Below are 19,467 nucleotides of genomic sequence, written 5' to 3' on the forward strand. Positions count from 1 at the left end.
GCACGGCACTCGACAGGCGGGAACCGATGCGCCATGGACGGCGCATCGGCGCAGAACGCCCGTCTCATCAGATCAACGGACCGCCAGCATGACCGCCAATTCCACGAACGCTCCCGCTTCCCAGGGCCGGATCGCCCTGCTCGGCGCGCCGATCGAGGTCGGCGCCTCGCGCCGCGGCGCGCTGATGGGCCCCGCCGGCCTGCGGACCGCCGGCCTCGTCGGCGTGCTGGAGAGCCTCGGCTATGCGGTCGAGGACCATGGCGACATCCTGCCGCGCGACCTGACGCCGGTGGGCGGCCCCGCGCCGGAGAACGCCCGCTTCTACAACGAGATCGCGGCCTGGATGCGTGCGCTCAGCGCCCGCGCCTACGAGCTCGCCCGCACCGGCGCCACGCCGATCTTCCTCGGCGGCGACCACAGCCTGTCGATGGGCTCGGTCAACGGCGTCGCCCGCCACTGGCAGGAGCAGGGCCGCAAGCTCTTCGTGCTCTGGCTCGACGCCCATGCCGATTTCAACATGCCGGCGATCTCGCCTTCCGGGAACATGCACGGCATGTCCTCGGCCTTCCTCTGCGGCGAGACCGGCCTCGACGACCTACTCGGCAGCGAGCCGCGCGCCTCGATCACGCCGGCGCAGCTCAGCCTGTTCGGCATCCGCTCGGTCGATCCGCTCGAGAAGGCGGCGGTGAAGGCGCGCGGCGTCGATGTCGCCGACATGCGCGCCATCGACGAGCACGGCGTCGGCGTGCTGATCCGCCAGGTCATCGAGAAGGTGCGCGCGGCGAATGGCGTGCTTCACGTCTCCTTCGACGTCGATTTCATCGACCCGCCGCTGGCGCCGGGCGTCGGCACTACGGTGCCGGGCGGCGCCACCTATCGCGAGGCGCATCTGGTGATGGAGCTGCTGCACGATTCCGGACTGGTCCGGTCGATGGATATCGTCGAGCTCAACCCCTTCCTCGACGACCGTGGCCAGACGGCGCGGCTCGCGGTGGAGCTGGCGGGCAGCCTGTTCGGCCAGCAGATCACCGACCGCCAGACACCGTCGAACGCGATCGGCGCGGCCTGAGTCTCAGGTTCGCGAAAGCCGATCTTCATTCTTGCCTGAGATAGGCTGTTCCGCCGGCTGCGCGTCGGCGGAACGGAACCGGATCATGAAGATCGCGCTCGTCGGCACGGGCTTCGTCGCCGACTACTACATGACGACGCTCGCGAACCACCCGGCCCTGTCGCTGGCCGGCGTCTGGGATCGCGACGCAGCGCGCCTCGAAGCCTTCCGCAGCTTCCACAACGTCCCCGCCTATACCGGGCTCGACGCGCTGCTGGCCGATCCGGCCGTCGGCATCGTCGTCAACCTGACGACGCCGGAAAGCCATTACGAGGTCACCAGCCGGGCGCTCGCCGCCGGCAAGCATGTCTATTGCGAGAAGCCGCTCGCCCTGGAGCTGGCGCAGGCCGAGGCCTTGGTTACTCAGGCGCAGGCCGCCGGGCTGACGCTGACGACGGCTCCGGCCAACGGGCTCAGCGACGCCCATCGCCTCGTCGAGGACACCCTGCGCACAGGACGGATCGGAACGCCGCGGCTGGTCTATGCCGCGATGGAGGATGGCCCGGTCTTCCGCGACAAATGGGCAAGCTGGCGCTCGCGTTCGGGCGCGCCCTGGCCGGGGCTGCACGAATTCGAGATCGGCTGCACGCTGGAGCACGCCGGCTACGCCCTCTCCTGGCTCGTCACGCTGTTCGGCCCGGTCGAGAGCCTGACGGCCTTCTCGGCCGTGACCTTCCCGGACAAGGGGCCGGGCACGGAGCACATCGCGATGGCGCCGGATTTCTCGGTCGGCTGCCTGAATTTCCGGTCAGGCGTCGTGGCGAGATTGACGAGCGGGTTGGCCGCGCCGCGCGACCGCTCGCTGCAGATCTTTGCCGAGGAGGGCTCGCTCACCGTGCGCGACCTCTGGGACAACCGTTCCGTCATCCATGTCGAGGAGGCCGGTGCGCCACGGCCGCTGCTCGGACGGCTCTTCACCCGCGCCGAGGCGAAACTCGGCCGCGCCTTGCCCTGGAAACCGACACCAGGTCGGCGCCTGCCCTATCCGGCGCAGCCCGCAAGCAAGACCCTGCCGCATTATCCCTCGCAGATCGATTTCATGCGCGGTGTCGCCGATCAGGCTGCGGCCATCACGCGCGGCGAGCTGCCGCGCTTCTCCGGCGCGCTGGCGCTGCACATCACGGAATTGGCCTTGGCGCTGAACAACGCCCGCGACCTGCCGCAGCCCTATCGCCCGCGCTCGCGCTTCTGATCAGTTGCGGGCGACCGGCGGCTGCGCCAGCAGGCTTTCGATGATGCGCAGCACGGCTGCGCTCTCGGAAAGCGGCATCGTCCCGCAACTCGTTTCGCCCGCCCAAACCGCCGCCATCACAGCCTCCGCCTGGAACTGCAGGCCATTGCCCGGAAAGGCGAAGGCCTCGGTACTGCGCCCGGGCTTCGGGATGCGATCGAGGAGGCGCGCTGCGAGACCCAGCCCACGCCCATAGGCCGTCATGGCACGCCCCGGATCGGCGTCGAAGCTCAGGCGTTGCGCCTTGAGAAACGGCGCTTCGAGCGTGAGCGCCCCTTTTGTGCCCTCGATCAGGAGGCGGTTGGTGCCGTCGCGATCGAAGCCGCAGGAGAGCTCGGCCACGGCCTGCGGATAATCGAGCCGGAATTCGCTGCGCAGGTCGACGCCGCTCGCCGCCGCAAGCCAGCGCCCGCTGACCGCCTGAGGCTCTCCGAGCAGATGCAGCGTCAGCGACAGTGGATAGACGCCGAGATCGAAAGCCGCGCCACCGCCCAGAGCCGGATCGAAGAAGCGGCTGCCGGGCTCCTCTCGATGGATATAGGAGAGATCGGCCCGGATGCGCCTCACCTCTCCGATCCGCCCGGCCGCGATCCGCTCGCGCACCGCACGGACCGCCGGCAGGAAGCGGCTCCACAGCGCCTCCATGGCAAAGACGCCGCGCTCTCGCGCCGCCTGCGCGATGGCTTCGACATCACCGCTGTTCAGCGCGATCGGCTTCTCGATCAGCACCGGCTTGCCGGCGGCGATCGCCTTCAGCGCCTGTGCGGCATGGAGATGGTTCGGCGTCGCGATATAGACCGCCTCGACGGCGGGATCGGCGAGAAAGGCGGCTTCGTCGTCATAGGCCGTCGCACTGAGGCGGGCGGCGAAGGCTTGCGCATTGTCCTGCGAGCGCGAATGAACGGCCGCAATGTGTGCCTGCGGAAGCAGCCCAAGATCGGCAGCAAAGAGCCCGGCGATGGCGCCGGTCCCCATGATCCCCCAGCCGAATGACCGCTCCTGCGCCACGCACCCCTCCCGTCGCTGCCGCCAGCGATAGCGGCAGCGCGTTAAAGGCGCGTTCCTCAGACGGCGAGCGCGATGCCGTCCTTGCGGTGGTCGGATGCGCCGAACATCACGCCGCGCGCATGGTCGACCCAGATCGCCTGGCAGCCGCCGAGCGGCTCCTCGGCCCAGACCACGTCATGGCCGCGCGCCTTGAGATCGGCCGCGACGCTTTCGGGGATCGTCGGCTCGAGGGAGAGCTTGCCGTCATAGGCGAAGCTGCGCGACGCGTCGCTCGCCTGCTGCGGGTCGAGCCCACGGTCGAGGATGCCGGAGATGAAATGGACATGACCGGTCGACTGGTACTGCCCGCCCATCACGCCGAAAGGCATCATGGCGCGGCCGTCCTTCGACAGCATGCCGGGGATGATGGTGTGGAAGGGGCGCTTGCGCGGCGCGATGGCGTTCGGATGCCCCTGGATCAGCCGGAAGCCCGAGCCGCGGTTCTGCAGCATGACGCCGGATTTCTCCGCATAGATGCCGCTGCCGAAGGCCGAGAAGATCGAGTTGATGAAGGAGATCATGTTGCCATCGCCGTCGACGACGCAGAGATAGATCGTGTCCTTGTGCAACGGCATGTCGAAGGCTTCAGGTTTCGCCGCCTTCTCCAGGCTGATCTGCGCCCGCAGCCGGCCGACGAACTGATCCGAAAGGAACGCTTCGGTATCGAAGGGGCTGACCGCCGGATCGGCCACCAGCGCGTCGCGCTGGCGATAGGCCGCCTTGCTCGCCTCGGCGAGAAGGTGGATGCGGTCGACCTGGCTGAGCTTGCCGTCCTTGAGGTCGAAGCCATCCAGGATGCGCGCGATCAGCAATGCCGCGATGCCCTGGCCGTTCGGCGGGCATTCCCAGAGGCGGTGGTCGCGGTAATCGGCGCCGATCGGATCGACATAGTCCGGCTTCGCGGTGGCGAAGTCCTCGACCGCCATCAGGCTGCCGGCCTTGTTCAGGACGGCGACCATCTCCTCGGCCGCTTCGCCCTCGTAGAAGGCGGCGCGGCCTTTGCGAGCGATCCGGCGCAGCGTCCTGCCGAGGGCGGGATGGACCATCTTGTCGCCCGTCACCGGCGCCTTGCCGCCGGGCAGGTAGACGGCATTGCCGAGGCCGTGCTTCTCGATGCGGCCGCGATAGCGGTTCCAGTCGAGCGCGACACGCGGCGTCACCACGAACCCCTCTTCGGCGGCGCGGATCGCCGGGGCGAAGATCTCGTCCAGGCTCTTGCTGCCATGATCGGCGACGAGCCGGCACCAGGCGTCGATGGCGCCGGGCACCGTGACGGCATGGGGCGAATCCGGCGCGATCGCCGTCAGGCCCTGCCCGAGGAACCAGCCGAGCTCTGCCTTGGCAGGCGCGCGGCCCGAGCCGTTGATGGCGACCATCTTGCCGCCGGCAGGGGCGTAGATCGCGAAGCAGTCGCCGCCGATGCCGGTCATGTGCGGGTCGACCACCGCCTGCACCGCCACCGCCGCGATGGCGGCATCCACGGCATTGCCGCCGGCGCGCAGGATGTCGACGGCTGCCAGCGTCGCCGCGGGATGGGAGGTCGCGGCCATGCCGCGTTCACCGACCGCCACCGAACGGCCCGGCACCATGAAATCGCGATTACCCCAGCTCATCTCCCGCTCCATCCCGTTTTCGGCACCTGCGGCGCCTTTCTTTCAGCCAAGGCTTTGACGCTTCGGGCGCGCGCTGGCAATCCCGCGCCGCGCATGGCCGACATGGGGCGAAAGTGCCCGCACGGTTGCGCGACATCGACCCACGGCATCTTCTGCTGATGGCGCAGGGCGCGTAAGCTTGGGCGCATGACGCTTGAACAGCTGCGCATCTTCGTCGCCGTCGCTGAACGCGAGCACCTGACGCAAGGCGCGCGGGCCCTCAACCTGACACAATCGGCGGTCAGCTCCGCGATCGCGACGCTGGAAGCACGCTACGCCACCAAATTATTCGACCGGATCGGCCGGCGCATCGCGCTCACCGAAGCCGGACGGCTCTTCCTGGCCGAAGCCCGCGCGGTGCTGGCACGGGCTGCCGCGGCGGAGGCCGTGCTCTCCGACCTTTCCGGCCTGGCGCGCGGCTCGCTCACGCTGATGGCGAGCCAGACCGTGGCGAACTACTGGCTGCCGCCGCTAATCCAGCGTTTTCGTCGCAACCACCCCGGCATCGCCGTCTCCCTCGCCATCGACAATACCGAAACGGTGAGCGCCGCCATCCGCGACGGCGCGGCCGATCTCGGCTTCATCGAGGGCGAGATCGAAGATCCGGCACTGGCCATGACCGCCGTCGCGGAGGACGAACTCGTCATCGTCGTGCCAGCCGGCCATCCCTGGGCCGAGAGCGTTCCATCCCCCAGCGAACTCAGGCGCGGCGCCTGGATCTTCCGCGAACCGGGCTCGGGCACGCGCGCCATGTTCGAGGCCGCCCTGCCCGGCCTCGGCCTCGCGGCAAGCGACCTTTCGGTCACGCTGGAGCTGCCGTCCAACGAGGCGATCTGCGCCGCGGTTGCCGCCGGTGCGGGCGCGACCGCGATCTCGCGACTCGTCGCCGCCAATGCGATCGCCGCCGGCCGCCTCGCGACTGTAGCGCTGCCGCTGCCGAAGCGCCGCTTCCTCGCGCTGCGGCACAAGGAGCGCTACCTCGCCAAGGCGGCGGCGGCCTTCCTGACACTGGCCAGATCCGGTTCTTCCTGAGCCTTCGGCGCGAGGGTTCCCAGCCTCGCACTCATCGCGCCGGTTGACATCGATGATATGTTATAATGTAACAAATTATCTTTCACCAAACCGGACCTCTCCGATGGCTTCGTCTTCCCTCCTCGTCGACCGGCGGCTGCCGGTCACGGTCCTCTCCGGCTTCCTCGGTGCCGGCAAGACCACGCTCCTGAACCACATCCTCAACAACCGCGAAGGTCGGCGCGTCGCCGTCATCGTCAACGACATGAGCGAGGTGAACATCGACGCCGATCTCGTGCGCGAGGGCGGCGCCAACCTCTCCAAGACCGAGGAAAGTCTGGTCGAGATGAGCAACGGCTGCATCTGCTGCACCCTGCGCGACGACCTGCTCAGCGAAGTGCGCCGCCTCGCCGAGGAGAAAAAGTTCGACTACCTGCTGATCGAGGGCACCGGCATCGCCGAACCCTTGCCGATCGCCGCGACCTTCTCCTTCCGCGATGAGGAGGACCGCTCGCTCGACGATGTCGCCCGGCTCGACACGATGGCCACCGTGGTCGACGCGATCAACCTGCTGAAGGACTATGATAGCCGCGACTTCCTCGGCGATCGCGGCGAGACGGCCGGCGACGGCGACGAGCGCACGCTGGTCGACCTTCTCGTCGAGCAGATCGAATTCGCCGATGTCGTGGTGATCAACAAGGCGAGCGAGGTCTCAGCCGAGGATCTGGAGAAAGTCCGGCAGGTGGTGCGCGGGCTCAATGCCGATGCCCGCATCGTCGAAGCCGATTTCGGGCGCGTGGCGCTGGACCGACTGCTCGATACGAAGCTCTACAGCGAGGAGAAGGCGCAGACCCATCCGCTCTGGCACAAGGAACTCTATGGCTTCCGCGACCATGTGCCGGAGACCGAGGAATACGGCATCCGCTCCTTCGTCTACCGGGCACGCCGGCCGTTCCACCCGCTGAAGCTGCATGAGTTCATGAACCGGCGGCTACCCGGCGTCGTGCGGGCCAAGGGCCATTTCTGGCTGGCGACTCGGCCGCATTGGGTCGGCGAATATTCCCTTGCCGGGCGGATCACCCGCACCGAGGGCATGGGGCGCTGGTGGGCGGCGGTGCCTAGGGAACGCTGGCCAGGCTCGGAGGAATTCCAGGCGCTGATGCGCAAGCACTGGTCGCCGACATGGGGCGACCGGCGCCAGGAGATGGTGTTCATCGGCGGGCCGGAGATGGACGAGGCCGCGATCCGCGCAGCACTCGACGCCTGCCTGGCCGGCAGCCCGGCGACCGGGCTGACGCAGGCGCTGCTCGGCCTGGAAGATCCCTTCCCACGCTGGGAGCGCGACGCCGCCTGAAGTCAGGCCGCCGCCGCGGCACCCGGTGCGGCACGCATCAGCATGCCGAAGAGATCGCGCGGATCATCGGGGTCCGCGATCAGGTCGAGATCGACATAGGTGCCAGCCTCGCGGATGCGCTCGTAAACATAGCGCAGCGCCGAGAAATCCTCGATGGCGAAGCCGACCGAGTCGAACAGTGTGATCTGGCGGGCGTCGGTGCGGCCCTGCGCCGCGCCGGTGATGACCTTCCAGAGTTCCTCGACCGGATGGTCGGGGTCCAATTGCTGGATATCGCCCTCGATCCGGGTCTGCGGCGGATATTCGACGAAGATCGAGGAGCGCAGCAGCACGTCACGATGGATCTCGGTCTTGCCGGGGCAGTCGCCGCCGACCGCGTTGATGTGGACGCCGGCGCCGACCATGTTGTCGGTCAGGATCGTGGCGTATTGCTTGTCGGCGGTGACGGTGGTGACGATCTCGGCGCCCTCGACCGCTTCCATCGCGGTGGTGCAGCGGGTGATCTTGAAACCATGGCGGGCGAGATTGCGGGCGCATTTCTCGGTCGCGGCGGGATCGACGTCGTAGAGGCGCAGATTCTCGATGCCGAGGATCGCGCGGAAGGCGAAGGCCTGGAATTCGGACTGCGCTCCGTTGCCGATGATCGCCATGGTCGCGGCGTTCTTCGGCGCGAGGTGCTTGGCCGCCACCGCCGACATCGCCGCCGTGCGCAAGGCGGTCAGGAAGGTCATCTCGGATAGCAGCACGGGATAGCCGGTCGCGACATCCGAGAGCAGGCCGAAGGCGGTGACCGTCTGGAGACCGGCCTTCATGTTCTTCGGGTGGCCGTTGACATATTTGAAGCCGTAGAGCTTGCCGTCGCTGGTCGGCATCAACTCGATCACGCCTTCGAGGCTGTGCGAGGCGATGCGCGGCGTCTTGTCGAAGATCTCCCAGCGCCGGAAATCATCCTCGATGTAACCCGCGATATCGGACAGCATCCGCTCGATACCGATCGCATGGACCAGCTTCATCATGTGGTCGACGCTGACGAAAGGCACGACGTTGAGCTGCTGAATCATGGGTCCCCGCGCTGTTTTTGACGACGAACCCATTGTCCTTATTTTCCGCGGCAGACGATAGAAGCCAGATCGACCAGAACGGCGCCAAGATTGATCGAAACGACAAAGCGATCTATCCATTTCGGTCGATGGACGATCTCGACCGCAAACTCATCACGCTGCTGCGCCATGACGGGCGCCGCAGCATCTCGGACCTCGCCGCCGATCTCGGCCTGACGCGGGCGACCGTCCGTGCGCGGCTGGAAAAGCTGGAGCAGTCCGGCGAGATCATCGGCTTCACCGTGATCCTGCGCTCGGACGCCATCGACCTGCCGGTGCGCGGCATCACCATGATCGAGATCGCCGGTCAGGCGGCGGATTCGGTGATCGCGGCACTTTCCGGTTTCAGTGAGGTCTCCAGCATCCACACCACTAACGGCAACTGGGACCTTGTGGTGGAGCTCGGCACCTCCGACCTGATCGCCTTCGACCAGGTGCTCAGGCGCATCCGCCTGATCCCCGGCGTCACCAACAGCGAGACCAGCCTGCTGCTGGCGACGCCACGCAGCGTCAAGGCACGGCTCTAGCCATTCTGGCCGCAAGGAGCGCGGCTGCATGGCGGCCATCCGCAAACGCGCCTCCCGGCGTGGTGACAGGCGCTCGCCGCCCCCCTAACGTTATGCCCCGTCAGATACAGCGTCGATGGCGGCCAGCGATGCATGATCGCGCGAGGCCGCCCGTTCGCGTCCGACACCGACAGTTCCCGCTCGGGGCATGGATCGCCGGCCGCTTCCCGGCCGCTGATCCGCGCCTCAGGCCAAGACAAGGCAGGAGACCAGACCATGGCGCATGAGCTCGAATTCTACATCGACGGCCAGTGGGTGAAGCCGTCCGGCAGCCGCACGCTCGGCGTGGTCGATCCGTCGAACGAGGAGGTCTTCGCCACCATCGCGCTCGGCGAGCAGGCCGATGTCGACAAGGCCGTCGCCGCGGCCCGCGCCGCCTTCCCCGCCTTCGCCGCCACCTCCAAGGCCGAGCGCCTCGCCCTGATGCGCCGCCTCGCCGAGGCCTACAAGAAACGCTACGACGACATCGCCAACATCCTGTCGCGCGAGATGGGCGCGCCGAAGGAACTGGCGCACCGGGCCCAGGCCGCGATGGGCACCGCCCATCTCGCCAAGATGATCGAGACGCTGGAGACCTTCGAATTCGAGGAGTTGCGCGGCACCACCCTGATCGCCAAGGAGCCGATCGGCGTCGTCGGCATGATCACGCCGTGGAACTGGCCGCTCAACCAGATCATGTGCAAGGTCGCGCCCGCACTCGCCGCCGGCTGCACCATGGTGCTGAAGCCCTCCGAGATCGCCCCGCTCAACGCCATCATCTTCGCCGAGGCGATGGAAGAGGCCGGCGTGCCGAAGGGCGTGTTCAACCTCGTCAACGGCGACGGCCCGACGGTCGGCGAGGCGATCTCGCGCCATCCGGGCGTCGACATGGTCTCCTTCACCGGCTCGACCCGCGCCGGCATCCTTGTCGCCAAGGCGGCGGCGGACACGGTCAAGCGCGTGCACCAGGAGCTCGGCGGCAAGTCGGCCAACATCATCCTCGACGATGCCGACCTGAAGAAGTCGGTGAAGCTCGGTGTCGAGAGTGTGATGCGCAATTCCGGCCAGTCCTGCAATGCGCCGACCCGGATGTTCGTGCCGGAGACGCTGCATGAGGAGGCGCTCGCCATCGCCAAGCAGGTGGCCGAGCCGCTCAAGGTCGGCGCTCCCTCGGCTGAGGGCGTGTTCCTCGGCCCAGTGGTCAGCGAGGCGCAGTACGAGAAGGTGCAGCGCCTGATCGAGGCCGGCATCAAGGAAGGCGCGACGCTCGTCACCGGCGGCCCAGGCCGTCCGGAAGGGCTGAACCGTGGCTACTATGTCCGACCGACGGTCTTCGGCGGTGTCACCGACGAGATGACCATTGCCCGCGAGGAGATCTTCGGCCCCGTGCTGTCGATCCTGCCCTACAAGAGCGATGACGAAGTGGTCGCGCGCGCCAACGACACGCCCTACGGCCTCGCCTCCTACGTCCAGTCCGGCTCGCAGGATCGCGCCCGCAAGGTCGCAGCGCAGATGCGCTCGGGCAATGTCTACATCAACTATCCGGCCTGGGATGCCGGAGCGCCCTTCGGCGGCTACAAGCAGTCCGGCAATGGCCGCGAATATGCCGATTTCGGCCTTGAGGAGTTCCTCGAGATCAAGGGCACGGTCGGCTACGCCGCCGCCTGATCCCGGGATAGCTCGATAACGGGAAGGCCCGGTGGACAAATGCCACCGGGCCTTCATTTTATGACCCATTCAATCGATTGAGAGGCAAAGGCCATGGCCAATCCCAACCGCTATGACGCGATGCGCTACAACCGCTGCGGCCGCAGCGGCTTGCAGCTCCCGGCGCTCTCGCTCGGCCTCTGGCAGAATTTCGGCGAAACCGGCTCGCGCTCCAACATGCGTGATATCTGCCGCACCGCCTTCGATCTCGGCATCACCCATTTCGATCTCGCCAATAATTACGGGCCGCCGCCCGGCTCGGCCGAGACCGCCTTCGGTGAGATCCTGAAGCAGGATTTCGATGGGCTTCGCGACGAGCTCGTGATCTCGACCAAGGCCGGCTACCGGATGTGGCCCGGCCCCTATGGCGAATGGGGCAGCCGCAAATACCTGGTCTCCAGCCTCGACCAGAGCCTGAAGCGGATGAAGCTCGACTATGTCGACATCTTCTATTCGCATCGCTTCGACCCGAACACGCCGCTGGAGGAAACGATGGGCGCGCTCGACGCCATCGTCCGCCAGGGCAAAGCCCTCTATGTCGGCCTCTCCTCCTACAATTCGAAGCGTACGCAGGAGGCCGTCGCGATCCTGCGCCGGCTCGGCACGCCCTGCCTGATCCACCAGCCGAGCTATTCGATGCTCAACCGCTGGATCGAGGAGGACAAGCTGCTCGACACACTCGATGCCGAGGGCATCGGCTCGATCGTGTTCTCGCCGCTGGCGCAGGGCATGCTGACGGACAAGTACCTGAAGGGCGTCCCGGCCGGCAGCCGCGCCGACAAGAAGGCGCCTTCCTTCCGCGAGGGCTTCCTCAGCGACGACAACATCAAGCACATCGCGGCGCTGAACGAGATCGCCAGGGCGCGCGGCCAGAGCCTCGCCCAGATGGCGATCGCCTGGGTGCTGCGCGGCGGGCGCGTGACGTCCGCCCTGATCGGCGCGAGCCGGCCGGAGCAGGTCACCGATTGCGTCGCGGCGCTGAAGAACACGGAGTTCACGCCCGAGGAACTGGCGGCCATCGACAAGCATGCCGTCGACGGCGGCATCAACATCTGGGCGGCTTCGGCGGAGCGGTAAGACGCCGTCTCTCTCCACGGGTCATCCCGGGCGACCGAAGGGAGACCCGCGATCCATTCCTGAACCATCCCGGCATGGATCCCGGATCGGCGCGGCTTCGCCGCTTGTCCGGGATGACGCGCGGTTAACTGCCTAATCCTCCTCCGGCGACGCCGCGATCGGCAGGGCGCTGGAGCGCTTGACCTGGCCCAGCGCGAAGCTCGATTCGATCGAGGCGACGCCGTCGAGGCGGGTGAGCTTGTCCTTGAGGAAGCGCTCATAGGCCGGCAGATCGCGCACGACGATGCGCAGCAGATAGTCGCGCTGGCCGGTCATCAGGTAGCAATCGACCACCTCGGGCCAGCGCGCCACGGCCTGCGAGAAACGGTCGAGTTCGTCCTCGCGCTGGCGCTCCAGCTTGATCGAGACGAAGACGCTGATCGGCAGCCCGACCTTGGTCTGGTCGATGATCGCGGCATAACCCTGGATGACGCCGGCTTCCTCCAGGATGCGGATGCGCCGCGCGCAGGGCGAGGCGGACAAGCCCACGCGCTCGGCCAGCTCCTGCACCGAAAGGCGCGAATTGCTCTGCAATTCCGCGATGATCTTGCGGTCGAGCGCGTCGAGGCGCGGGCGGGCCATTCGTCTCCTCCAGCGCGCATCGGCTTCACGGGCCGATGCGTCGGCCCGGCTCTTTTACAGGACCGCGAGCATCCCGCCATCGACATAGATGATCTGGCCGTTGACGTAGTCGGAGGCCGGCGCGGCGAGGAAGACGGCGGCGCCGATCAGCTCCTGCGGCTTGCCCCAGCGCTTCGACGGCGTGCGCCCCTTGACCCAGGCGTCGAAGGTCGGGTTCTCGATCAGCGCCTGATTCATGTCGGTCAGCATGTAGCCGGGGCCGATGGCGTTGGCCTGGATGCCGTGCTCGGCCCATTCGGCCGCCATCGCCTGGGTCAGCATCTTGATGCCGCCCTTGGCGACCGTATAGGGCGCGACCGTCGCACGTGCGAGCGCGCTGGTCAGCGAGCCGATATTGATGATCTTGCCGTTGCCGCGCGCGATCATGCGCCTGGCCGCCTCGCGGCCGATGACGAAGGCCGAGGTCAGGTTGGTGTCGATTACCCGCTGCCAGTCGGCCGTGGCGAGGTCGACCATCGGCTTGCGGAACTGGATGCCGGCATTGTTGACGAGGATGTCGACATCGATGCCCGCCGCATCGAAGCCAGCGAAGGCTTTCGCGACGGCTTCCTCGGAGGTGACGTCGAAAGGCGCGGCGTCGGCTTCGTAGCCGGCCTGGCGCATTTCCTTCACCGCAATCGCGACGCGTCCGGCATCGGTGCCGTTGACGAGGATGCGCGCGCCGGCGGCCGCCAACCCTTCCGCCATGGCGCGGCCGAGCCCGCGCGAGGAGCCGGTGACAAGTGCCGTGCGGCCGGTGAGGTCGAAGAGGGGATTGGTCATGGGCGCTCTCACAGGCTGGAGCGGCGGACCGTCAGGTCCGAGCGCTCGAACACCGCCGGCAGCAGATCGAGGCCGAGGCCCGGCGCCTCCATCGGATAGACATAGCCGCCCTCGATCCGCGGCATCTCGGTGACGAGTTCCTTGTACCACCCCGTGTAGAAGGCGCGCACCGATTCCTGGATCAGCGTGTTGGGCTGGCTGAAGGAGGCGTGGATCGCCGCGACGAAGCCGACCGGGCCGATGCAGTCATGCGGGGCGAAGGGGCGATGATAGGTCTCGGCCATCGCCGCGATCTTGCGGCCCTCGGTCAAGCCGCCCGTCCAGCACAGATCGGCCATCACCACATGCATGGCGTCGCGGTCGAGCATGTCCTTGTAGGGGAAGCGCGAGCCCAACGTCTCGCTCGCCGTCACCGAGACCGTCGTCGAGCGGGCGAACTCGGCCAGCGCCTGCGGCGAGTTCATGCGGATCGGGTCCTCGTACCAGCTCGGCTTGTAGGCTTCGAGTTCGCGGGCGATCTTGATCGCGGTCGGCAGGTTCCAGAGCGAATGGAACTCGACCATGATCTCCATCCCGTCGCCGACCGCCTTGCGGATCTTCTCGAAGGGCTCGACCGCCTTCCGCATCTGCTCGGGGGTGATGAACAAGCCCTGGTTCTCGATCGCGGGCGGATCGAAGGGCCAGATCTTCATGGCGGTGATGCCCTGCTCCAACAGGCTCTCGGCCACCTGATCGGCGTGGTTCATGAAGCCGTTCAGATCCTCGTAGGGTCCCTCGGACAGGCCGAGGTTCCAGGTCGAGACGGGCTTGATGTTGTGCGAGCGCACATATCCATAGCCGGCGCAGGTGTTATAGATGCGCTGCTTGTCGCGGCACAGGCCGCCGAGCATCTGGTGCACCGGCTGGCCGCAGACCTTGCCGAACAGATCCCAGAGCGCGATGTCGACCGCCGAGGTCGCGCGTGACTCCGCCCCCGTCGAGGACTGGGCCATCGGCAGATTGGTCATCTCCTTGTGCAGCGCCTCGATATGCAGCGGGTTCTTGCCGAGGAGGCGCATGGCGAGCGTGTCGTGGAGATGCGCTTCCACCGAGGCCGCACCGTAGAAGGTCTCGCCGAGGCCGATCAGCCCTGCATCGGTATGCACCCGCACCCACAGGACGTTGGCGAATTCCTCGGTCCGCAACGTCTCGATCGCCGTGATCTTCAAAGCCGCCTCCCTGGCGAGGGCCGGCTTTCAGACTTTCGTCGCGCCACGCCCATCCTTGTTGCCCGCGCCCGGGCCGCACTAGGATGACGCCGGGATCGCCCGGACCATAAGAGAGCTTGTAAAATATCACAACATGTTTATTGTCGCCGGACAGAGCGGGCCGGCAAGAGCGCGCTGCGGAGGAGGCCATGGCAGGACGCAAGGGAAAGCCGAAGCTCGTCGAGATCGAGACGCTCGAACCGCCGCCGCGCCGCAACCGGCTGAACTTCTTCGAACTGGCCTATGAGCGCATCGAGGCGATGCTGATCGACTGCGCGCTCAAGCCCGGCCGCCTGCTGACGATGCAGGACCTGCAGGATCTGACCGGCTTCGGCCGCACGCCCATCCACCATGCCGTCAACCGGCTCGCCGCTGACACCCTGATCGTCATCCGCCCCCGGCACGGACTCCAGATCGCGCCGATCGACCTGGCGCGCGAGCGGGTGCTGCTCAAGCTGCGCCGTGACCTGGAACGTTTCGTCGCGCGGCTCGCCGCCGAGCGCGCCGGCCCGATGCATCGCAACCAGATGCTGCATATGGCCCGGCTGCTGCGCGACCGCCGCGAGGAGCTGACGCTGGCCGAATTCAACACGCTCGACCGCCGCATCGACCAGATGATCCTCTCGGCGGCCGGCGAGCCCTTCCTCGAGCACACGCTGCGGCCGCTGCACACCATCTTCCGGCGTATCGGCTCCCTCTATCACAGCCACATATCCGGCCTGCAGAGCCCCGACGAAACCATAGACCACCATCTCGCCCTACTGAACGGCATCGCCAGCTCGCACGCCGAGCGCGCCGTCGCGGCCTCCGACGGGCTCATCACCTTCGTCGAGAGGATGTTCGACGAGATGGAGGAGAACATCGACCCATCCCTGCTCGACTGCAGCGTCGAGCCACTGCTGCCCCGCTGAACCGCCGGATACCCAAGATCATGCGCATCATCTTCCATGGCGAGAACGCCGCCACCTTCAGCCACGGCTTCGCCGAGCTGCTCGGCCAGCCGGCCGATATCCAGCTCCTGCCCGACGTGCTGGAAACCGAGGCGGAAAACGCGGCCTATGCCCAGGCCCAGGCGATCGTCGGGGTCAAGTTCGATGCGAGCCTGCCGCTCCCCGCGGACCTCAGGCTCTTCCACGTGCCGGGCGCGGGCTACGATGCCGTCAAGCTCGACCTGCTGCCGGCTTCGGCGGCCGTGTGCAACTGCTTCGGCCATGAGCAGGCGATCGCGGAATATGTGATGAGCGCGCTGCTTTCCCGCGCGATCCCGCTCGCCGATGCCGACCGGCGGCTGCGGGAGGGCGATTGGGCCTATTGGGCCGGCGCGCCGGAACGGGTCCATGACGAGATCGCCGGCCGCACCATCGGCCTTCTCGGCTTCGGCCATATCGGCAAGGCGATCGCCGCCCGCGCCAAGGCCTTCGAGATGCAGGTGCATGTCGCCAACCGCAGCCCGGTCGCAGCGTCGCCGCTGGTCGACCGCGCCTTCACCCTCGACCAACTCGCCGAATTCCTGGGCTCGGTCGATGTCGTAGTGGTCTCGGTGCCGCTCACGGAAGACACCACCGGCATCATCGGGCAGGCCGCGCTCGCGGCGATGCGCCCCGACGCCGTCCTCGTCAATGTCGGGCGCGGGCCGACCGTCGACGAGGAGGCGCTCTACGACGCCCTGAAGAGCCGGCGCATCGGCGGCGCGATCATCGATACCTGGTACCGTTATCCACAGAGTGACGATGCGTCGCCACTTCCGTCGAAACTGCCTTTCCAGGATCTTTCAAACGTTTTAATGACCCCGCATATGTCCGGCTGGACCAACGGAACGATCCGGCGGCGCCAGGCGGTCATTGCTGGTAACATCAAGCGACGCTTTTCCGGCGAACCGCTGGAGAACGTCGTTCGAAGGGGAAACTGAGCCTTGCCTCCAACCGGCCAAAAGAAGCCGGGCATCCATCAGCGCGAATGCCGCACAACGGGAGACGTCCAGTGAATATCCTCAAGCATATCAAGATCGCCGGCCTGGCTCTCGCGCTGGGCGCCGGCATGCTCGCGGCGAGCCAGGCCTCGGCCCAGACGGTCAGCGACATCGTCAAGCGCGGCAAGGTCAAGGTCGGCGTGCTGATCGGCGCGCCGCCTTATGGCTCGGTCGACGCGCAGGGCAACGCCATCGGCTATGACGCCGACGTCACCGCGCTGGTCGGCAAGTATCTCGGCGTTCCCGTCGAGGTCGTGCAGCTCACCCCGCCGTCGCGCATTCCGGCGCTGGAAGCCGGCAAGGTCGACTTCCTGGTCGCGACGCTGGCCCCGACGCCGGAGCGCGCCAAGGCGGTGATGTTCACCATCCCCTACAGCGCCTTCCAGACCGGCATCTACGCCAAGAAGAACACCCCGATCAAAACCTGGGAAGACCTGCGCAACCGCACCGTCGGCGTGAACCGTGGCTCGAGCGTCGAGCGCGAATTCACCAACCGCGAGAAGGAGCTCAACCTCAAGATCCTGCGCTTCGAAGACGACGCCACCACGATGCAGGCGCTGTTCTCCGGCCAGGTCGAGGCCATCGCGGGGCCGGACGCCCAGGCCAACGCCGCGATCAAGGCGCGCGGCGAGACCGAGACCGAGCTCAAGTTCTTCTTCGGCATGCAGCCGAACTCGATGACCGTCCGCAAGGACGCCTACGAGCTGAAGCAGTGGCTCAACAACCTGATCTACTACATCAAGCAGAACGGCGAGCTGAACGCGATCTCGGAGAAGTGGGTCGGCGGTCCGCTGCCGCAGCTCCCGACGTTCTGATCATCCACCTTCCGATCTGACCACCGAATGCCGGCGGGGCTTGCCCCGCCGGTCCCGGCGCCCTGCCAGATAGGAGATCCATGCCCATCCAATTCCAATTCGAACCGGTCTTCGCGGAATCGGACCGGATCATCCACGGCGTCCTGCTGACGCTCGGGCTCTCCTTCGGCGCGATCGTGCTGGGGCTCATCCTCGCCGTGCTGCTCGTCGCGGCCAAGAGCCTGTTCGGCAAATGGGTCGGGCTGCTCGTCGACTGCTATGTCGAACTGATGCGCAATACGCCCTTCCTGGTGCAGCTCTTCATGATGTTCTTCGGGCTGCCGCTGATCGGCATCCGCCTGCCCGGCACGGAAGCCGCGCTGCTCGCCATGACGCTCAACCTCGGCGCCTATGCCACCGAGATCATCCGCGCCGGCGTCGACTCCATTCACCGTTCGCAGCTCGAAGCTGGCCTGTCGCTGGCCATGACCAAGCGCCAGGTCTTCCAGCATGTCGTGCTGATGCCTGCCCTCGCCCGCGTCTGGCCGGCGCTCTCCTCGCAATTCGTGCTGATGCTGCTTGCCTCCTCGATCTGCTCGTTCATCGCCGTTCCCGAGCTCTCGGGCACGGCGGCGATCATCGAGCAGAACACCTTCCGCAGCTTCGAGACCTATATCGTCGTCACCATCATCTACCTGGTGCTGGCGCTGACCTTGAAGGTCGGGCTCAACTGGCTCGGACGGGCGATCTTCCCGCGTGTCTCCAGCGTCGACCGGCTCGACGCCAAGGCGGAGGCCGCCTGATGACGACCTTCGGTTGGCCCGAGGCCCTCTTTCTCTTCCGCGCCGCCGGCTGGACGCTCCTGCTGACGGCCATCGCCTTCCTGATCGGCAGCCTGCTCGGCGGCGTCTTTGCGATCATGCGCCTGTCGCGGATCAAGCTGCTGCGCCGGATCGCGGCGACCTACATCCTCGTCATCCAGTCCATTCCCGTGCTCATGGTGCTGTTCATGAGCTATTACGGGCTGTCGCTGTTCGGCGTCGAGCTGCCGCCCTTCCTCGCGGCGGCCGCCTCGCTCGCGATCTATGTCAGCGCCTATCTCGCCGAGATCTGGCGCGGTTCGATCGAATCCGTGCCGTTCCAGCAATGGGAGGCCTCGGCCTCGCTGGCCCACTCGCCGGCGCAGACCTATCGCCACGTCATCCTGCCGCAGGCGATCCGCATCTCGCTGCCGCCGACGGTCGGCTTCCTCGTCCAGCTCGTGAAGAACACCTCGATCGTCTCGGTCGTCGGCTTTGTCGAGCTCGCGCGCGCCGGCCAGCTCGTCAACAACGCGACCTTCGATTCCTTCCGGGTCTTCGGGCTCGTCGCGTTGATCTACTTCGCGATCTGCTTCCCCCTCTCCCGGCTCAGCCGCCATCTCGAAAAGGTGATGAATGCCAGCCGTCCTCATTGAAGACGTCCATAAGAGCTACGGCAAGCTGGAGGTGCTGAAAGGCGTCTCCCTCTCGGTCGAGACCGGGCAGGTCGTGGCGCTCATCGGCCGCTCGGGCTCCGGCAAGTCCACCATGCTGCGCTGCATCAACGGGCTGGAGGCCTTCCAGTCCGGCCGCATCGAGGTTGCCGGCCATGTCGTCGACCAGGATCCGAAGCGCCTGCGCGATCTGCGCAAGGATGTCGGCATCGTCTTCCAGAGCTACAATTTGTTCCCGCACCTCACGGTGGGGCAGAACATCATGCTCTCGCCGCGTATCACCAAGAACGTGCCGCAGGCCGAGGCGCTGGCGCTCGCCAAGGAGGTGCTGGCGCAGGTCGGCCTCTCCGACAAGTTCGACAGCTATCCCGACAATCTCTCTGGCGGCCAGCAGCAGCGTGTCGCCATCGCCCGCTCGCTGGCGATGAAGCCCAAGGTGATGCTGTTCGACGAGGTGACCTCGGCGCTCGACCCGGAGCTGACCGGCGAAGTGCTGCTGGTCATGGAAAAGCTCGCCAAGGGCGGCATGACCATGATCCTGGTAACGCATGAGATGAACTTCGCGCGCAATGTCGCGAACACCACCATCTTCATGCACCAGGGCAAGATCTGGGAGCAGGGCCCCTCGAAGGAGCTCTTCGCCAATCCGCAGACTCCGGAGCTGCAGGGCTTCGTCAAAGCCGGCGCGCACTGAGCGGCCGGCGAACG

General features: G+C 66.8%; 19 protein-coding genes. 13 read left to right on the forward strand and 6 right to left on the reverse strand.

Annotation, left to right across the window (positions count from 1 at the left end; translation table 11 throughout):
• Positions 1-88: 88 nt before the first annotated feature.
• The gene (gene rocF / locus CE453_RS26580) at positions 89-1,069 is read left to right on the forward strand and encodes an arginase (protein WP_089177333.1); all 981 of its coding nucleotides are present in this window, start codon (positions 89-91) and stop codon (positions 1,067-1,069) included.
• Positions 1,070-1,154: 85 nt separating this feature from the next.
• Positions 1,155-2,300 carry a Gfo/Idh/MocA family protein gene (locus CE453_RS26585; protein WP_089177334.1) on the forward strand — a complete coding sequence of 382 codons (1,146 nt, stop codon included), beginning with the start codon at positions 1,155-1,157 and terminating at the stop codon, positions 2,298-2,300.
• On the opposite strand, the gene CE453_RS26590 is transcribed toward CE453_RS26585, so the two are convergent.
• Both CE453_RS26590 and ggt read right to left on the reverse strand, forming a co-directional pair.
• Positions 2,301-3,314 carry a Gfo/Idh/MocA family oxidoreductase gene (locus CE453_RS26590; protein WP_089177335.1) on the reverse strand — a complete coding sequence of 338 codons (1,014 nt, stop codon included), beginning with the start codon at positions 3,312-3,314 and terminating at the stop codon, positions 2,301-2,303. It lies immediately after the preceding gene.
• Positions 3,315-3,403: 89 nt separating this feature from the next.
• Entirely contained in the window at positions 3,404-4,999 is a 1,596-nt protein-coding gene (ggt, locus tag CE453_RS26595) for a gamma-glutamyltransferase (RefSeq protein ID WP_089178158.1), read from the reverse strand.
• 186 nt (positions 5,000-5,185) lie between these two features.
• Here ggt and CE453_RS26600 point away from each other — a divergent pair, with 186 nt between their 5' ends.
• Together CE453_RS26600 and CE453_RS26605 are read left to right on the forward strand one after the other, a co-directional pair.
• On the forward strand, positions 5,186-6,070 hold the full coding sequence (locus CE453_RS26600) for a LysR substrate-binding domain-containing protein (protein ID WP_089177336.1): 885 nt from the start codon (positions 5,186-5,188) through the stop codon (positions 6,068-6,070).
• A gap of 103 nt (positions 6,071-6,173) precedes the next feature.
• On the forward strand, positions 6,174-7,403 hold the full coding sequence (locus CE453_RS26605) for a GTP-binding protein (protein ID WP_089177337.1): 1,230 nt from the start codon (positions 6,174-6,176) through the stop codon (positions 7,401-7,403).
• A 2-nt stretch (positions 7,404-7,405) separates the two neighbouring features.
• On the opposite strand, the gene CE453_RS26610 is transcribed toward CE453_RS26605, so the two are convergent.
• Positions 7,406-8,464 (reverse strand): ornithine cyclodeaminase, encoded by a 1,059-nt coding sequence (locus tag CE453_RS26610; RefSeq protein ID WP_089177338.1) that lies wholly within the window; start codon positions 8,462-8,464, stop codon positions 7,406-7,408.
• A 128-nt stretch (positions 8,465-8,592) separates the two neighbouring features.
• Between CE453_RS26610 and CE453_RS26615 the strand changes: the two genes are divergently transcribed.
• From CE453_RS26615 to mgrA, 3 genes are all read left to right on the forward strand, one after another.
• Positions 8,593-9,030 carry an Lrp/AsnC family transcriptional regulator gene (locus CE453_RS26615; protein WP_089178159.1) on the forward strand — a complete coding sequence of 146 codons (438 nt, stop codon included), beginning with the start codon at positions 8,593-8,595 and terminating at the stop codon, positions 9,028-9,030.
• 255 nt (positions 9,031-9,285) lie between these two features.
• Positions 9,286-10,716 (forward strand): aldehyde dehydrogenase family protein, encoded by a 1,431-nt coding sequence (locus tag CE453_RS26620; RefSeq protein WP_089178160.1) that lies wholly within the window; start codon positions 9,286-9,288, stop codon positions 10,714-10,716.
• 93 nt (positions 10,717-10,809) lie between these two features.
• Entirely contained in the window at positions 10,810-11,832 is a 1,023-nt protein-coding gene (gene mgrA / locus CE453_RS26625) for an L-glyceraldehyde 3-phosphate reductase (protein WP_089177339.1), read from the forward strand.
• Positions 11,833-11,964: 132 nt separating this feature from the next.
• Here mgrA and CE453_RS26630 read toward each other — a convergent pair whose 3' ends face one another.
• The 3 genes from CE453_RS26630 to CE453_RS26640 are packed head-to-tail and all read right to left on the reverse strand — an operon-like array spanning position 11,965 to position 14,483.
• Positions 11,965-12,453, reverse strand: a complete 489-nt coding sequence (locus CE453_RS26630; protein ID WP_089177340.1) for an Lrp/AsnC family transcriptional regulator — start codon at positions 12,451-12,453, stop codon at positions 11,965-11,967.
• A gap of 54 nt (positions 12,454-12,507) precedes the next feature.
• The gene (locus CE453_RS26635) at positions 12,508-13,275 is read right to left on the reverse strand and encodes an SDR family oxidoreductase (RefSeq protein ID WP_089177341.1); all 768 of its coding nucleotides are present in this window, start codon (positions 13,273-13,275) and stop codon (positions 12,508-12,510) included.
• Between the two features lie 8 nt (positions 13,276-13,283).
• Positions 13,284-14,483: a mandelate racemase/muconate lactonizing enzyme family protein gene (locus tag CE453_RS26640; RefSeq protein WP_089177342.1), complete on the reverse strand. Its 1,200-nt coding sequence runs from the start codon at positions 14,481-14,483 to the stop codon at positions 13,284-13,286.
• A 188-nt stretch (positions 14,484-14,671) separates the two neighbouring features.
• Between CE453_RS26640 and CE453_RS26645 the strand changes: the two genes are divergently transcribed.
• The 6 genes from CE453_RS26645 (at position 14,672) to CE453_RS26670 (ending at position 19,453) form a co-directional block, all read left to right on the forward strand.
• A complete protein-coding gene (locus CE453_RS26645; RefSeq protein ID WP_089177343.1) occupies positions 14,672-15,433 on the forward strand; it encodes a GntR family transcriptional regulator in 762 nt (253 codons plus the stop codon).
• 20 nt (positions 15,434-15,453) lie between these two features.
• Positions 15,454-16,431 (forward strand): 2-hydroxyacid dehydrogenase, encoded by a 978-nt coding sequence (locus tag CE453_RS26650; protein ID WP_089177344.1) that lies wholly within the window; start codon positions 15,454-15,456, stop codon positions 16,429-16,431.
• A gap of 71 nt (positions 16,432-16,502) precedes the next feature.
• Positions 16,503-17,306: a transporter substrate-binding domain-containing protein gene (locus tag CE453_RS26655; protein WP_198302220.1), complete on the forward strand. Its 804-nt coding sequence runs from the start codon at positions 16,503-16,505 to the stop codon at positions 17,304-17,306.
• A gap of 80 nt (positions 17,307-17,386) precedes the next feature.
• Positions 17,387-18,088: an amino acid ABC transporter permease gene (locus tag CE453_RS26660; protein ID WP_089177346.1), complete on the forward strand. Its 702-nt coding sequence runs from the start codon at positions 17,387-17,389 to the stop codon at positions 18,086-18,088.
• The gene (locus CE453_RS26665; RefSeq protein WP_089177347.1) at positions 18,088-18,741 is read left to right on the forward strand and encodes an amino acid ABC transporter permease; all 654 of its coding nucleotides are present in this window, start codon (positions 18,088-18,090) and stop codon (positions 18,739-18,741) included. The genes CE453_RS26660 and CE453_RS26665 overlap by 1 nt, the downstream gene beginning before the upstream one ends.
• Positions 18,722-19,453, forward strand: a complete 732-nt coding sequence (locus CE453_RS26670) for an amino acid ABC transporter ATP-binding protein (RefSeq protein ID WP_089177348.1) — start codon at positions 18,722-18,724, stop codon at positions 19,451-19,453. The genes CE453_RS26665 and CE453_RS26670 overlap by 20 nt, the downstream gene beginning before the upstream one ends.
• Positions 19,454-19,467 lie beyond the last annotated feature (14 nt).

Source organism: Bosea sp. AS-1 (assembly GCF_002220095.1).
GTDB lineage: Bacteria > Pseudomonadota > Alphaproteobacteria > Rhizobiales > Beijerinckiaceae > Allobosea.